This window comes from Actinomadura luzonensis, assembly GCF_022664455.2.
Taxonomy (GTDB): Bacteria; Actinomycetota; Actinomycetes; order Streptosporangiales; family Streptosporangiaceae; genus Nonomuraea; species Nonomuraea luzonensis.
The window spans coordinates 3,687,381-3,700,120 of record NZ_JAKRKC020000001.1 but is presented as its reverse complement, the minus strand read 5'-3'; the positions used below and the strand labels follow the sequence as shown (position 1 = coordinate 3,700,120).

At 75.8% G+C, this 12,740-nt stretch carries 15 protein-coding genes; 4 read left to right on the top strand and 11 right to left on the bottom strand.

Annotation, left to right across the window (positions count from 1 at the left end):
- Window positions 1-80 precede the first annotated feature (80 nt).
- Complete coding sequence (locus tag MF672_RS18150; protein WP_242381982.1) at window positions 81-1,142, bottom strand: ATP-binding protein; 1,062 nt, start codon at window positions 1,140-1,142, stop codon at window positions 81-83.
- Between the two features lie 177 nt (window positions 1,143-1,319).
- Window positions 1,320-2,951 (bottom strand): RecQ family ATP-dependent DNA helicase, encoded by a 1,632-nt coding sequence (locus MF672_RS18145; RefSeq protein WP_242381983.1) that lies wholly within the window; start codon window positions 2,949-2,951, stop codon window positions 1,320-1,322.
- 241 nt (window positions 2,952-3,192) lie between these two features.
- Between MF672_RS18145 and MF672_RS18140 the strand changes: the two genes are divergently transcribed.
- Window positions 3,193-3,594 (top strand): hypothetical protein, encoded by a 402-nt coding sequence (locus MF672_RS18140; RefSeq protein WP_242381984.1) that lies wholly within the window; start codon window positions 3,193-3,195, stop codon window positions 3,592-3,594.
- An 85-nt stretch (window positions 3,595-3,679) separates the two neighbouring features.
- Here the strand turns inward: MF672_RS18140 and MF672_RS18135 are convergent, their stop codons facing one another.
- Both MF672_RS18135 and MF672_RS18130 read right to left on the bottom strand, forming a co-directional pair.
- A complete protein-coding gene (locus MF672_RS18135) occupies window positions 3,680-4,378 on the bottom strand; it encodes a TetR/AcrR family transcriptional regulator (RefSeq protein WP_247815289.1) in 699 nt (232 codons plus the stop codon).
- A 90-nt stretch (window positions 4,379-4,468) separates the two neighbouring features.
- Window positions 4,469-4,930, bottom strand: coding sequence for a four-helix bundle copper-binding protein (locus MF672_RS18130; protein WP_242381986.1), 462 nt, complete (start codon window positions 4,928-4,930; stop codon window positions 4,469-4,471).
- 143 nt (window positions 4,931-5,073) lie between these two features.
- On the opposite strand from MF672_RS18130, the gene MF672_RS18125 reads away from it, so the two are divergent.
- Window positions 5,074-5,829, top strand: coding sequence for a ZIP family metal transporter (locus tag MF672_RS18125; protein ID WP_242381987.1), 756 nt, complete (start codon window positions 5,074-5,076; stop codon window positions 5,827-5,829).
- Window positions 5,830-5,865: 36 nt separating this feature from the next.
- Here MF672_RS18125 and MF672_RS18120 read toward each other — a convergent pair whose 3' ends face one another.
- Window positions 5,866-6,312, bottom strand: coding sequence for a DUF4383 domain-containing protein (locus MF672_RS18120; protein ID WP_242381988.1), 447 nt, complete (start codon window positions 6,310-6,312; stop codon window positions 5,866-5,868).
- 203 nt (window positions 6,313-6,515) lie between these two features.
- On the opposite strand from MF672_RS18120, the gene MF672_RS18115 reads away from it, so the two are divergent.
- The gene (locus MF672_RS18115; protein WP_242381989.1) at window positions 6,516-7,424 is read left to right on the top strand and encodes an aldo/keto reductase; all 909 of its coding nucleotides are present in this window, start codon (window positions 6,516-6,518) and stop codon (window positions 7,422-7,424) included.
- Window positions 7,425-7,434: 10 nt separating this feature from the next.
- Here MF672_RS18115 and MF672_RS18110 read toward each other — a convergent pair whose 3' ends face one another.
- Together MF672_RS18110 and MF672_RS18105 are read right to left on the bottom strand one after the other, a co-directional pair.
- Entirely contained in the window at window positions 7,435-7,974 is a 540-nt protein-coding gene (locus MF672_RS18110) for an LOG family protein (RefSeq protein WP_242381990.1), read from the bottom strand.
- 30 nt (window positions 7,975-8,004) lie between these two features.
- Window positions 8,005-8,442, bottom strand: coding sequence for a pyridoxamine 5'-phosphate oxidase family protein (locus tag MF672_RS18105; protein WP_242381991.1), 438 nt, complete (start codon window positions 8,440-8,442; stop codon window positions 8,005-8,007).
- Between the two features lie 135 nt (window positions 8,443-8,577).
- Here MF672_RS18105 and MF672_RS18100 point away from each other — a divergent pair, with 135 nt between their 5' ends.
- Window positions 8,578-9,516 (top strand): alpha/beta hydrolase, encoded by a 939-nt coding sequence (locus tag MF672_RS18100; protein ID WP_242381992.1) that lies wholly within the window; start codon window positions 8,578-8,580, stop codon window positions 9,514-9,516.
- On the opposite strand, the gene MF672_RS18095 is transcribed toward MF672_RS18100, so the two are convergent.
- The 4 genes from MF672_RS18095 to MF672_RS18080 form a co-directional block, all read right to left on the bottom strand.
- Window positions 9,486-10,964 (bottom strand): MFS transporter, encoded by a 1,479-nt coding sequence (locus MF672_RS18095; protein WP_242381993.1) that lies wholly within the window; start codon window positions 10,962-10,964, stop codon window positions 9,486-9,488. The genes MF672_RS18100 and MF672_RS18095 overlap by 31 nt on opposite strands.
- 71 nt (window positions 10,965-11,035) lie before the next feature.
- Window positions 11,036-11,524: a MarR family winged helix-turn-helix transcriptional regulator gene (locus MF672_RS18090; RefSeq protein WP_242381994.1), complete on the bottom strand. Its 489-nt coding sequence runs from the start codon at window positions 11,522-11,524 to the stop codon at window positions 11,036-11,038.
- 18 nt (window positions 11,525-11,542) lie between these two features.
- Entirely contained in the window at window positions 11,543-11,935 is a 393-nt protein-coding gene (locus tag MF672_RS18085; protein ID WP_242381999.1) for a GntR family transcriptional regulator, read from the bottom strand.
- Window positions 11,935-12,729 (bottom strand): hypothetical protein, encoded by a 795-nt coding sequence (locus tag MF672_RS18080; protein ID WP_247815288.1) that lies wholly within the window; start codon window positions 12,727-12,729, stop codon window positions 11,935-11,937. The genes MF672_RS18085 and MF672_RS18080 overlap by 1 nt, the downstream gene beginning before the upstream one ends.
- Window positions 12,730-12,740 lie beyond the last annotated feature (11 nt).

Sequence of the window (12,740 nt, the reverse complement as noted above, 5' to 3'; positions counted from 1 at the left end):
GGCAATCGGGGCAGCCGTGCACCAGAGAAAATTTAAGAAAGTGAGCCGAAAGTTTCGAGGCCGGGTGACGTGTCCGCGTGTCAGCGGTCGCCGGGCTTCCCGGCGCCGCCGCCGGCCTCCAGATGCCGCTGCAGCCGGTCCACGCGCGACTGCGCGCGGTGCGCGCGGGCGCTCGCGTTCTCCGCGCGGGCCCGCGCCCCCTGGATCAGCCGCGAATGGTCCAGTGGCCCCGACCGGGCCGCCAGCCGGACCACGAACCCCTCCTCGGTACGGCCGGTGTCGAACTCGTCGCACACCTGGCGCACCAGCCACAGGCCGCCGCCCGGCCGCCACGGGTCGCCGTGCGGCGGCAGCCCCGTCAGCGGGTCGTCGAACCCGTGGCCCTGGTCGACGACCGTGCACACCAGCCGGTCGGGGCGCACCCACACCCGCAGCAGCACCGGAGGCCGGCCGTGCCGCAGCGCGTTGGCGGCCACCTCGCCCACCGCCGCCACGAAGTCGCTGCGCACGGCGACCGGGGCCGGCAACGTGGCCAGCCAGGCCCGCAGCCGGCGGCGCATGTCCGCCACGTCGCCGATCCGGTACAGGGCCCCCGACTCGTGGGCCGGGGGCCCGGCCACGGACAGGTCGCCGCGCAGCCCCGCCACCTCGCGCAGCACCTCCGCCGGGCCGGCGTAACGCGGGTTGGGCGCGGCGCCGTCCCCGGTGAGCACCAGCGGATGGGTACGGACCGCGCCGGGCGGCACGCCGCCGTCGTACAGGCAGAGGGCGTCCACCGGCAGCGCCGACAGGACGACGTCCGCGATCGCCTCGAACACGGCCCCGCGCTCCTGGCCGCCGTCGAACCCCGCCTCCCCGGCCACCAGCACCCGGCGGGCGCCGTCGCCGAGGCGGCGCATGGCCAGGTGGCGGTAGGCCGCCGCGGCGGCGGCCGGGCGGGTGAAGACCGACTCCCGGTCCAGCCACTCCACGGGCGCGTCCAGCCTTCGCGCCAGCGAGCGGTTGAGCCGGTCGCGGCACAGCAGCACCACGGCGTGCCCGGCGGCCTGGCCGGCGCGCAGGTACGGCACGACGGTGCCGAGCAGGTCACGCTCGGCGTCGTACGGCACCAGAAGGTGCCGGAAACCGTCGTCCGGCCGCACGCTCTCACCTCCGTGAAGGGGCCGCGGAAAGCCGCCCGGCGGGCGCCGCCGCCACACGTGCCCGCCTTACCAGTCTCCGCGAGCTCGCCCGGCCGGGGAAGCCGGTATGTCACGTTCTGCTGCTTCGATTCCCCGCCAGGCCCCGCTGTCACCTCCGTCCGGCGGCGACCTTCCGCGCTACCGCTCGTCCTCGTCCGCCCGCGTCAGGAGATCCTGCTCCAGCACCGCGTCGAGCGCGAGCTCGCGGTAGCCCGCCTCCTCGAACAGGACCGTCAGCCGGTCCTCGCCGCGCTGGATCACCTGGCCGGGGCCCCACGCGCGGTGCTCCACGCGGGCGTGCAGCGGGAACGGGCCGTCCGCCGGCCCGGCCGGCGCCGCCGCCGTGCCCGCCCGGCAGGTGTCGCAGTTGCCGCACGGCTCCGGCAGGTGCTCGCCGAAGTAGCCGAGCAGGAAGCGGCGGCGGCAGTCCTCCGTCTCGGCGTAGCGGCGCATCATCTCCAGGCGGGTGCGCTCCACCTCGCGCCGCCGCTCGGCCAGCTCGCGGGCCAGCTCCGCCGCCTCCTCCGGCGCGGGCCCGCCGGGGACCGGCTCGGCGCGCCTGGTGCCGAGCCGGACCGCGCCGACCCGTTCCAGCAGGTCGAGCAGGCCGGTCAGGCGGCGCGGCGACAGGCCCGTGCGCTCCCGCAGCTCCTTGCGTCCCGCGCCCGGCCCGGCCGCCGCCACCGCGGCCGCGACGCCGGCCAGCGTCTCCGCGTCCGGCACGCCGCCGGCGAAGTAGCGCTGCAACCCCAGGTCCTCCTGCCGGTAGAACAGCGTCGCGGCGGCCGGCTCGCCGTCGCGCCCGGCCCGGCCGATCTCCTGGTAGTACGCGTCCGGCGACCCCGGCACCTCCGCGTGACAGACGAACCGCACGTCCGGCTTGTCGATCCCCATCCCGAACGCGTTCGTCGCCACGACGACCTCCAGGCCGCCGTCCATGAACCGGTCGTGCACCTCGTCCCGCTCCGCCCGGCGCATCCCGGCGTGGTAGGCCGCCGCCCGCACGCCCGCCTCGTTCAGCAGGTCGCTGAGCTGCCCGGTCCTGCGGCGCGTGGTGGTGTACACGATGCCGGGCCGCTCCTGACCGGCCACCGCGGCGACGATCTCCTGGGCCGGGTCGTCCAGCACGCGCCGGACCTCCAGCGAGATGTTCGGCCGGTCGAACCCCTGCACGATCTCCACCCGGTCGCGCATGCCCAGCCGCTCGACGATCTCCGCCCGCACCGGCGGGGCGGCGGTCGCGGTGAGCGCGGCGATCACCGGGCGGCCCAGCGCCTCGGCCACCGAGCCGAGCCGCAGGTAGTCGGGGCGGAAGTCGTGCCCCCACGACGAGACGCAGTGGGCCTCGTCCACGACCATCAGCGACGGGGCGGCGGCCTTCAGCTCGCGGATCACGTCGGGCCGGGCGAGCTGCTCGGGCGCGCAGAACAGGAACTCCGTCTCCCGGGCCCGCAACGCCTCGAACGTGGCCGTGCGCTGCCTGGCCGAGGTGCGGGCGTCCAGGCTGGCGGCCTCCTCGTCGTGCTCGCGCAGCGCCTCGACCTGGTCGCGCTGCAGGGCGATCAGCGGCGACACCACCAGCGTCGGGCCCTTCAGCAGCAGCGCGGGCACCTGGTAGATGGCCGACTTGCCGCTGCCGGTCGGCATCACCGCCAGCGTGTCGCGGCCCTCGGCCAGCGCCGTCATGGCGGCGAGCTGACCCGGCCGCAGCTCCTCCAGGCCCAGCGCCTCCCGCGCGACCCGCTCGCACTCCGCCCTCGCCCCGCTCATGTGCCCCCTCGGCCCTCTCGGCTCCCTCGGTTCCTGCGGCCCTTTCGGCCCTTTCCGGCCCTCTCGCCCGGCCCGCGACCGCGCGGCTCGCGCGGCGGACCGTTCACCCTGCCCAGGGCGCCGTCCTCCATGTCCGGGTTAGCCGATCGGCCTGGCGGGGAAAAGGGAAGGACGTGACATCGCGCACGCCGCGGAGGGACCGCCCCGCGCGCCGCCGAGAGGGTGGGCGATGAACTTTTCCGTGCGTCTCCTTCCCGCCACCGCCACCACCGTCGTGGTCATCGTGTCCGGCACGCTGACCGCCCGTACCTGGCCGCTGCTGCGGGAGCTGCTGCGCCCGCTGCACGTGCGCTTCGTCGTGCTGGCCGCCGCCGACCTGCGCTGCTGCGACTCCGCCGCCCGCCGGGGGCTCGCCGCCATGGACGACCTGCTCGCCGCGCGCGGCGGCCGGCTGCTCATCGCCGCGGCCGGCGAGGTGATGGACGACGTCAGGCGGCTGGTCGCCGAGAGCCGCATGTCGCCGTCCCAGGTGTGCGCCAGCGCCCACGAGGCGCTGCTCGCCACGGACGTCACCCTCCAGGACTTCCTGCTCCCGGACCTGCCCCTGCCGCCCGCCCCCCGCCGGCACCTCCGCCTCGTCTGACCCGCCCGCCCGCGAACGGCGGCGCGAGGCTCAGAAGGGGCTCAGAAGGGGCTCAGCGGGGGCTCCGAGGGAGCTCAGCGGGGGCTCAGCGGGGGCTCGGAGGGGGACTCAGAAGGGGCTCAGCGGGGGTCGTGGACGGCGAGGGCGGCGGCGCGGCGCATCGCCTCGCGCAGCCGCCCGGGGTCGTCGCCCCGGCGCAGGCTCGTGACCGCGGCCGCGCCGACGGCCCCATCGCCGCGCCCACCAGCGCGGCGGCGTCCACCTCGTCCAGCTCCCCGGGGAAGGCCCGGCGCAGCGCCCCCGCCAGCTCGGCGTGCGCCCCGAGCAGCCGCTGGAGCAGCCGGGCCTGCACGGCGGCCGACGACGCGACCAGCCGCACCCGCCACCCCGCCATCCCCCCAGCCCCGCCCGCTCCCGGCCAGCCCGCTCCCGGCCAGCCCGCTCCCGGCTCGCTCACCTCTGGCCCGGTCGCCTCGGTCAGGGCGTCGGCGATCATCTCCTCGACCGCCCGGGCCAGCACCTCGCCCGCCGTCTCCCCGGGCCGCGGCCGGGCGAGGACGCGCAGCCCGGCCTCCACCCGCACCCGGACGCCGGCGAGCAGCACGTCCTCCTTGGCCGGGAAGTGCAGGAAGAACGTGCGGGCGGAGACGTCGGCCGCCTCGGCGATCTCGGCGACCGTCGTCTCCTCGTACCCGCGCTCCTCGAACAGCCGCACCGCCGCGGCGACCAGCGCCTCGCGCGTCCGCTGCTTCTTGCGCTCCCTGCGCCCCGGCTCCTCCGTCATGGCGGCACCGATCCTACAGCGACCGCATCGTTTCACCTCGTGCAGCGCCGCGCCCCGGCCGGCGCGGTCCCCGGCCGGCGCCGCCCCTGGTCAGCCGCGCTGCTGCGGCGCCGCCTGGGACGGCGGCTCCTCGCCCGAAGCCGGCCGCAGGGCGGGCAGCAGGGCGTTGAGCGCGTCGTGGGTCTCGCGGCAGACCCGCGCGCAGATCCGGCAGTGCTCGTGCCGGTCGGCGTGCTCGCCGCAGGAGTCGCCGCAGGTCTTCGTGGCCTGGATCGCGGCCTGCACCTGGGCGCGGGTGAGCGCGGCGGCGTACCCGGTGTGCCGGGACAGCACCGCCGCCGTGGTCGCGCAGATCGCCGCGCAGTCCAGGTCGTCGCGGATGCAGCGGGTGAGCATCGGCAGGTCCTCGGCCCGCTCGGACAGGCAGGCGTCCGCGCAGGCCGTGCAGGTCTGCGCGCACGCCGTCAGCGCGTCGATGACCGCCGCCAGGTGCTTGCGGTCCAGGTTGATCTCGCCCGGGTAGGCGTCCAGCATCTGCTGCGTGTAGGTCATGGCGGCCTCCTCGCCGTCCGTCGGTTGCGCACCCGTCTGCGCCTACCCGCACACCGGCCGGCATGCGGCGGCGGGCCCGATCGTCCGGTCCGCGCCGGCGAGGTGCGAGGATCGGAGGATCCGTCGGTAGGGGAGGTGGGGCGATGCCGGTGTGGGTGCAGGCCGGGCTCTGGGGGGCGCTGGCCGGGGGCGCGCTGCTCATCGGGGCCGCGATCGCCTGGTTCCGGCCGGTGCCGCCCCGCCTGATCGCCGCGATCATGGCGTTCGGCGCGGGCGTCCTGATCGCGGCGCTGTCCTTCGAGCTGCTGGACGAGGCCGAGCGCAGCGGGGGGCTGGCCGCGACGGCGGCCGGGTTCCTCGGCGGGGCGTGCGCGTACGTGGCGGCCAACGCGCTGCTGGCCCGGCGCGGCGCCCGGCACCGCAAACGCTCGGGCGGCCAGCAGCCGAGCGAGGCCGACGTCCAGGGCAGTGGCGCGGCCATCGCCGTCGGCGCGCTGCTCGACGGCGTGCCCGAGTCGGTGGTGCTCGGCCTGTCGCTGCTCGGCGGCGGCGACGTCGGGATCGCCGTGGTCGCCGCGGTCTTCATCTCGAACGTCCCCGAGGGCCTGTCCAGCGCCGCCGGCATGAAGCGGGCCGGCCGCGGCCCGGGCTACGTCTTCGGCATCTGGGGCGGCATCGCCCTGGCCAGCGGGCTGGCCGCGTTGCTCGGCAATCTCACCATGGAGTCGGCCTCGCCGGCCGCCACCGCCGCCATCATGGGCGTCGCGGCCGGGGCGATCCTCGCGATGGTCGCCGACACGATGATCCCCGAGGCGTTCGAGGACGCCCACATCCTCACCGGCCTCATCACCACCGTCGGCTTCCTCGTGGCCTTCGCGGTGGAGCGCCTGGCCGGGTAGGGCTCGGGGGACGGGCGCCGCCCGGCCAGGCGGCGGTCAGCGGACCGCGGTGGTGCGCCGCCGGGCCAGCAGGAACCCGAGCGCGACCATCCCGACGCCCAGCAGCAGGTGCAGCCAGTTGTCGGCGTTGTTGAGCGGGACGAAGTTGGCCGGCGAGTCGTGCCCGACCAGCAGGCCGTAGATCCACAGCAGCAGGTAGATCACGCCGCCGCCGATGAGGAAGTTGCGGGCGCCGGACCACGTCCTGGCCAGCACGAGGCCGGCGACGCCGAACAGCAGGTGCACGACGTTGTGCAGGATCGAGACCTGGAACACGTTGAGCAGCAGCGCGCCGGACTCGTGCCCGGCGAAGCCGAGGTCGTCGTAGTGGGTGGTGATGCCGGGGATGAAGCCGAGAATGCCGACCAGCAGGAACACCGCTCCGACGACGAAGGCGGCGAGTTGCACGGGGGTGCGTCCCGCCGCGGTGCGCGGACTGTCCATGGGAGTCTCCTTCGACGTCCGGTAAGGGTCCCGCGTCTACCCCGCCCGCGCGCGGGCAGTCCCTCTCCCGTCACGAAACGCCGAAGCGGAAAGGGAATCGTGATGTCCGGGCCGCGCGGTCCGGCCGCCTGCTAGACTGGAATCAGACGTTGAGCCTTCTCGGCCCGCCGGGCTTCGTGCCCGCCGCCGCGGAGGCTTTTTTCATGTCCACACACCATCAGAACACGCCGGCCGCCGCCGCGGGCACCTGGAAGCTCGGCGGCGACCTGCCCGTCAACCGTCTCGGCTTCGGCGCGATGCGCCTCACCGGCCGCGCCGCCTTCGGCGCGGGCGGCGGCCGGGGCGGCGGGGCCGACCGCGACCGCTCCGTCGCCGTGCTGCGGCGCGCCGTCGAGCTCGGCGTCAACCACATCGACACCGCCGTTTTCTACTTCTCGCCCCTCCTGTCGGCCAACGAGCTGATCAACCGGGCGCTCACCCCCTACCCGGACGACCTGGTGATCGCCACCAAGGTCTGGCCCGGCCGCGACCCGTCCGGCGCGTGGTGGTGGGCCGAGCCCGCGCAGCTCCGCGGCCAGGTCGAGGAGAACCTGCGCCAGCTCGGCCGCGACCACCTCGACCTGGTCAACCTCCGCGTCCCGCCGAGCCGCGGGGCCGAGCCGGTCGGCGAGCACTTCGCCGCCCTGGCGGCCCTGCGCGACGCCGGGCTCGTCCGCCACCTCGGGCTCTCCAACGTCACCGCCGCGCAGCTGGCCGAGGCGCGCGCCATCGCGCCGGTCGCGTGCGTGCAGAACGCGTTCGGCGTCGGCGCCCCCGCCGCCGAGCGGGAGCTGCTGCGGGCCTGCGGCGAGCAGGGGATCGCGTACGTGCCGTTCTTCGCGATCGCCGGCGCCGGCCGGGAGGCGGGCGCGCCGGCCGCCGAGGACGCGGCCGTGCTCGCCGTCGCCCGCGCCCGCGGGGCGACCCCGGCGCAGGTCCGGCTGGCCTGGACGCTGAGCCTGGGGCCGCACGTCCTGGCCATCCCGGGCACCGGCGACCCCGCCCACCTCGCCGAGAACGTCGCCGCCGGCGCGCTCCGCCTCACCCCCGAGGAGATCGCCTCCCTCGGCTGAGCCCGGCCGCTCACCGCACGCCGAGCGACTCCTCCAGGTACGCCATCGCGCCCACCGGCTCCTCGGCGAAGAACATCAGCTCGGCGAGCGGCCGCGGCAGGAAGCCCTCGTCCTCCATGCGCTGGAACTGCTGCTTCAGCCCGTCGTAGAAGCCGGCCGTGTTCAGCAGCACGACCGGCTTGTCGGTGTGGCCGTGCTTCTTCAGCTCCAGGATCTCGGTGGCCTCGTCCAGCGTCCCGGTGCCGCCCACCATGATGACCACGGCGTCGGCCTTCTCCAGCAGCAGCCGCTTGCGCTCGGCGAGGTCGGCGGCGACCACCATGTCGTCCACGCCGCGGCGCGCCTTGTGCACGAGGAAACGCACCGACACGCCCATCAGCCGGCCGCCGGCGGCGTGCACGCCGTCCGCCATGACCTTCATGAGGCCGACGTCCGAGCCGCCCCACACCAGCGTGTGGCCGCCCTTGCCGATCAGCTCGGCGAACTCGCGGGCGGGGCGGGTGTAGGTGTCGGCGAGGTCGGCGGCGGAGAGGAAGACGCAGATGTTCATGCGCAACACCCTAGGACCGCCGGGCGTGGCTCAGCGGGCGGCCGCGGTGGCGTCCTCGATGCGGGTGCCGGTGACCAGCTCCGGGTGGATCCGGACGACCACGCTGATCTCCTCGCCCGGCCACGGCCGCAGCCGCCGCAGGGCGCGGGCGATCTCCTCGTCGTCCTCCACCAGCCCGGCCCGCCCGGTCAGGACGATGCTCCAGCCGTGCCGCGTCGCCGTGTCCAGCACGTCGGCCTCGTAGACGACCGGCGAGAGCTGGGTGAGCAGCTTGACGACCTCGCAGTCACCGGGCAGGCCGACGAGCAGGTCCTCGCCGTCCATCACGTGGCTGACCAGCTGGATGCCCGGCAGGGCGCGGCTGATGAACACGATCCTGCCGAAGGTCACGTTGCCGAGCAGGCGCAGGCCCTCCGGCCGGGACAGGCGGCGGCTGACGGGCGGGGGCTGGGTCGATGGGTACGGCACAGGGTCACCTTGCTGCAGGTGAGGCGGGGCCGGTAGGGACCAAAGTCCCTTGTTGCGCCGGGTTCAGCCCTCGCCCGCCGGGCCGCCGTGGCCCCGCCCGCGGGCGGCCGGGGCGGGCGCGATAGAAGAGGGTCCATGCCGTTCCATCCCGATCTCGCCAAGAAGCTGGAGCCGCTGCGCGGCCTGACCCGCGAAGGGCTCGCCGCCGACCCGGAGGCGCAGCGCCTGTTCGCCGAGTTCGTCCGCGAGCCGGCCCCGTGGTCCGTGCCGGCCGGCGTCACCGTCGAGGACCTCGCCGTCGAGGGGCCGCACGGCCCGGTCCCCGTCCGCACCTACCGCGCCGGAGCCACCTCCGGGACGGCGCTGCTGTGGGCGCACGGCGGCGGGTTCGCCCACGGCGACCTCGACACGGCCGAGGCCCACGTCGTGGCCGCCGAGCTGGCCGCGCGCAGCGGCGCGTTCGTCGTGTCGGCCGGTTACCGGCTCGCCCAGGACGGGGTGCGCCACCCGGTGCCCATCGACGACGTGGACGCCGCCTGGCGGTGGCTGACCGAGCGGGCCGCGCCCGGCGCCAGGGCCGGGCTGGGCGGGGCCAGCGCCGGAGCGGCCCTCGCCCTGGCCACCGCCCTCCGCGCCCGCGACCGCGCCGGCCAGGGCGGCCGGGCGGCCGACCTGCTGTTGCTCGCCTATCCGTTCGCGCACTACCCGAACCCGGCGCTCGGCGACGAGCTGGCCGCCGAGATGCGCGAGCTGCCCCCGTTCATGCGCTTCCATCCCGCCGACATCGAGGGGATGGTCCGCACCTACGTCGGCCGGATCAGCGACCTGCCGCCCGACGCGCTGCCCGGCGCGGCCCGCCTCGACGGCCTGCCCCCCACGCACATCGTGCTGTCCGAGTACGACGACCTGCGCGCCTCCGGCGAGCTGCTGGAGCGCCAGATGCGCGAGGCCGGGGTGCCGGTGAGCACGTACCTCGCGCGCGGCATGCCGCACGGGCACCTCAACCGGACCCCGGCCTTCGAGGAGGTCGACGCCTCGCTCGCCTACTTCGCCGCCGCGCTCGCGGCGGACTGAGCCTCGGCGGGCGTCTCGGCGGGCGTCTCGGCGGGCGTCTCGGGGGGCGTCCCGGCGGGGCGGCGCGGCACCACGACCGCGACGGCCAGCGCCGCCACCAGCAGCCCCGCCGCGACGCCGAACGCCAGCCGGTAGCCGCCGGTCAGCGCCGCCGCCTGCGTCGCCCCGCCGGTCAGCAGCTCCCCGGTACGCCCGGCCGCCAGCGTGGACAGCACCGCGACGCCGATCGCCATGCCCACCTGCTGGGTGGTGTTGAACAGCCCGGAGGCCAGCCCCGCGTCGCTCTCCCGCGCCCCGGACATGCCGAGCGTGGCCAGCGCGGGCAGCACCAGCCCGCCGCCCGAGATCAGCAGCATGGGAGGCAGCAGGTGGGCGGCGTACGAGGCCTCGACCGGCACCCGCGACAGCAGCACCATCGCCGCGACCAGCATCGCGAGCCCGGCCACCAGCACGACGCGGGCCCCGAGACGCGCCGCGAGCCGGGCGGAGACGAACAGCGAGACCGAGCCGATGCCGACCGCGGCCGGCAACATCGCGAGCCCGGTCTCCAGCGCCCCGTAGCCGAGGACCCGCTGCATGTAGAGCGCGACCAGCACCTGGAAGGCGAACATCCCGGACAGGGCCAGCATCTGCGCGAGGTTGGCCCCGGCGACGTTGCGCGAGCGCAGGACGCGCAGCGGCATGAGCGGGGTCCTGGCCGTGGCCTGCCGCGCCGTGAACGCGCCCAGCAGGGCCAGCGACAGCGCGCCGAGCCCGAGCGTGTGGGCCGACAGCCAGCCGTGCTCCTCGACCTTGACCACGGAGTAGATGCCCAGCATGAGGCCGGAGGTGACCAGCGCCGCGCCGAGGACGTCCGCGCCGGCCCGCAGTCCCGCGCCACGGTCGGCGGGCAGCACGCGCAGCGCGAGCGCGACGGTGAGCACGCCGATCGGCACGTTGATGAGGAAGATCCACGGCCAGTCCAGCGCGTCGGTGAGCACGCCGCCGAGCACCTGCCCGATCGAGGCACCGGCGGCCCCGGTGAAGCTGAAGATCGCGATGGCCTTGCCGCGCTCGGCCGGCTCGGCGAACAGCGTCACCAGGATGCCCAGCACCACCGCGCTGGCCAGCGCGCTGCCCACACCCTGGAGGAAGCGGGCCGCGATGAGCGTCCCGGGGCTGCCGGCCGCGCCGGCCAGCAGGGACGCGGCGGTGAAGATCACGTTGCCGGCCAGGAACAGCCGCCGCCGCCCGATCAGGTCGCCGAGCCGGCCGGCCAGCAGCAGCAGCCCGCCGAAGGGGATCAGGTAGGCGTTGACGATCCAGCTCAGGGCGGCGGGCGAGAAGCCCAGGTCCTGCTGGATGGCCGGCATCGCGACCGTCACGATGCTGCCGTCCAGAATGGTCATCAGTCCCGTCGCGGACAGCACACCCAAGGCCGTCCAGCGCGAGCCGAGCACGTTCGACATGGTCTCTCCTGTCTGAGGTCGACAAGAGAGACCGTAGCAGATAGTTCCGTAATAGACGATCCCTTACGGGCCTACTTTGCGCGCTCCCGGGCTCGCCTGGTCTGCTGCGGGCCCTCGGCGGGGGTGGCCAGGTGCCCGCTGACCAGCCGGTTCAGGGCGCGGACCAGGACCTCGCGCTCGTCGTCGGGCAGCGACTCCAGGGCCGCGCGGTGCACGCCGTCCACGATCTCCTGGCTGCGCCGGGCCACCGCCGCGCCCTCGTCGGTGACCGCGATGATGCGCGCCCGCCGGTCGGTGCTGGACGGGCGGCGCTCGGCGTACCCGGCCTTCTCCAGGGCGTCCACGGTGACCACCATCGTGGTCTTGTCCATGTCGCCGAGCTCGGCGAGCTGGATCTGCGTCCGCTCCTCCTCCAGCGCGTGGACGAGCACGCAGTGCATGCGCGCGGTCAGGCCGATCTCGCCGAGCGCCGCCGCCATCCGTGAGCGGAGCACGTGGCTGGTGTGGTCGAGCAGGAAGGACAGGTCGGTCTCGGTGCGGGCGGGTGCCATGGCGGTCATGCCTTCCAGCCTACCTACTCAGTCCCGCTGCGGATTATCCGCGACCGGACGATGTGTGGCCGCGGCCAGGGCGGCCTCGGCGATGCGCAGCGCCTCGTCCGCGCCGAGCCCCAGGGCGGCGACGGTGGCGGCGTACGCGGCGGCGGCCTGCCGGGCCCGCTCCCGCGCCTGCTCACCGGCCGCCGTCACGAACGACCCCGCCCGCCCCCGCGTCTCGATCAGCCCGGCCTCCTCCAGCTCCCGGTAGGCCCGCCCCACGGTGTTGACGGCCAGCCCCAGGTCGGCGGCGAGCCGCCGGATGGTCGGCAGCCGGGCGCCGACGGCCAGCGTGCGGTCCTGGATCCGCCCCGCGAGCTGGGCCCGGAGCTGCTCGAACGGGGGCACCGGCGAGGCCGCGTCGATGACGATCATCATGGCGCCACGATCCGCCGGGCCATCGCCGCCGTGCTCGGCGCCCTCAGCTGGACCAGGGCGACGGCGGCCAGCCCGAGCGGCACCAGGCCGACCGAGACGGCGCTCCACCAGCCGAAGGTCGGCCCCAGCAGCAGGATCACCGGCAGCGACCACACGACGCCCGGCGACATGCTCTCCCGCGCGTCCTCGATCCGCATGATCACGTCGGCGGTCAGCGAGACCTCGTCCTCGGCCACCACCGGCCGCCTCAGCAGGTCGCGGAGCTGGAGGACGGCGGCGGCCGCGGCCCCGGCCAGGGCGACCAGCAGCACGGCCGCCGCACGCCGGACCGCGGTGTCGCCGGTCGCGAACGCCCCCGCCGCGAGGGCCAGCGCCGCCGCGTGGATCCCCGCCGCGCAGGCGGCGTGCGGCCGGCCGAGCAGGGCCCGCCAGCCGAGCTGCACCGGGTGCGCGGCCCGCCGCGCCAGCGCCGCCCCGGCCCGCCGGTCCACCCGGCGCACCCACGCCTCCACCTGCCAGCGCGCCGCCAGCAGCGCCACGACCAGCCCGCCCAGCAGGACGAGCGGCCCTGACCCGCCCGGCCCGGACAACACGCCGAACGCGTACACCGCCGCCGCCGTCATGATCAGTAAGGCCAGCAGGACCTGCTCGACGACGCGCGCCCGCCACCTGGCGGCCAGCCGCGCGGCCAGCAGCGGCGTGGGCGGCGTGTCGCCGAGGCCGTGCCTGGCCAGCCAGCTCCGCGCGGCGCGCAGCTCGCCCGGCCGCGGGTCCTTTCCCGATCCGTCCATGACGCTCCCTT

Excerpts from the sequence above, each read along its gene's own strand:
- MF672_RS18095 (WP_242381993.1), bottom strand. The coding sequence starts at position 10,964 with ATGTCGAACGTGCTCGGCTCGCGCTGGACGGCCTTGGGTGTGCTGTCC.
- MF672_RS18135 (WP_247815289.1), bottom strand. The coding sequence starts at position 4,378 with ATGACGGAGGAGCCGGGGCGCAGGGAGCGCAAGAAGCAGCGGACGCGC.
- MF672_RS18090 (WP_242381994.1), bottom strand. The coding sequence starts at position 11,524 with ATGACCGCCATGGCACCCGCCCGCACCGAGACCGACCTGTCCTTCCTG.
- MF672_RS18115 (WP_242381989.1), top strand. The coding sequence starts at position 6,516 with ATGTCCACACACCATCAGAACACGCCGGCCGCCGCCGCGGGCACCTGG.
- MF672_RS18110 (WP_242381990.1), bottom strand. The coding sequence starts at position 7,974 with ATGAACATCTGCGTCTTCCTCTCCGCCGCCGACCTCGCCGACACCTAC.
- MF672_RS18085 (WP_242381999.1), bottom strand. The coding sequence starts at position 11,935 with ATGATCGTCATCGACGCGGCCTCGCCGGTGCCCCCGTTCGAGCAGCTC.
- MF672_RS18125 (WP_242381987.1), top strand. The coding sequence starts at position 5,074 with ATGCCGGTGTGGGTGCAGGCCGGGCTCTGGGGGGCGCTGGCCGGGGGC.
- MF672_RS18145 (WP_242381983.1), bottom strand. The coding sequence starts at position 2,951 with ATGAGCGGGGCGAGGGCGGAGTGCGAGCGGGTCGCGCGGGAGGCGCTG.
- MF672_RS18100 (WP_242381992.1), top strand. The coding sequence starts at position 8,578 with ATGCCGTTCCATCCCGATCTCGCCAAGAAGCTGGAGCCGCTGCGCGGC.
- MF672_RS18130 (WP_242381986.1), bottom strand. The coding sequence starts at position 4,930 with ATGACCTACACGCAGCAGATGCTGGACGCCTACCCGGGCGAGATCAAC.
- MF672_RS18080 (WP_247815288.1), bottom strand. The coding sequence starts at position 12,729 with ATGGACGGATCGGGAAAGGACCCGCGGCCGGGCGAGCTGCGCGCCGCG.
- MF672_RS18120 (WP_242381988.1), bottom strand. The coding sequence starts at position 6,312 with ATGGACAGTCCGCGCACCGCGGCGGGACGCACCCCCGTGCAACTCGCC.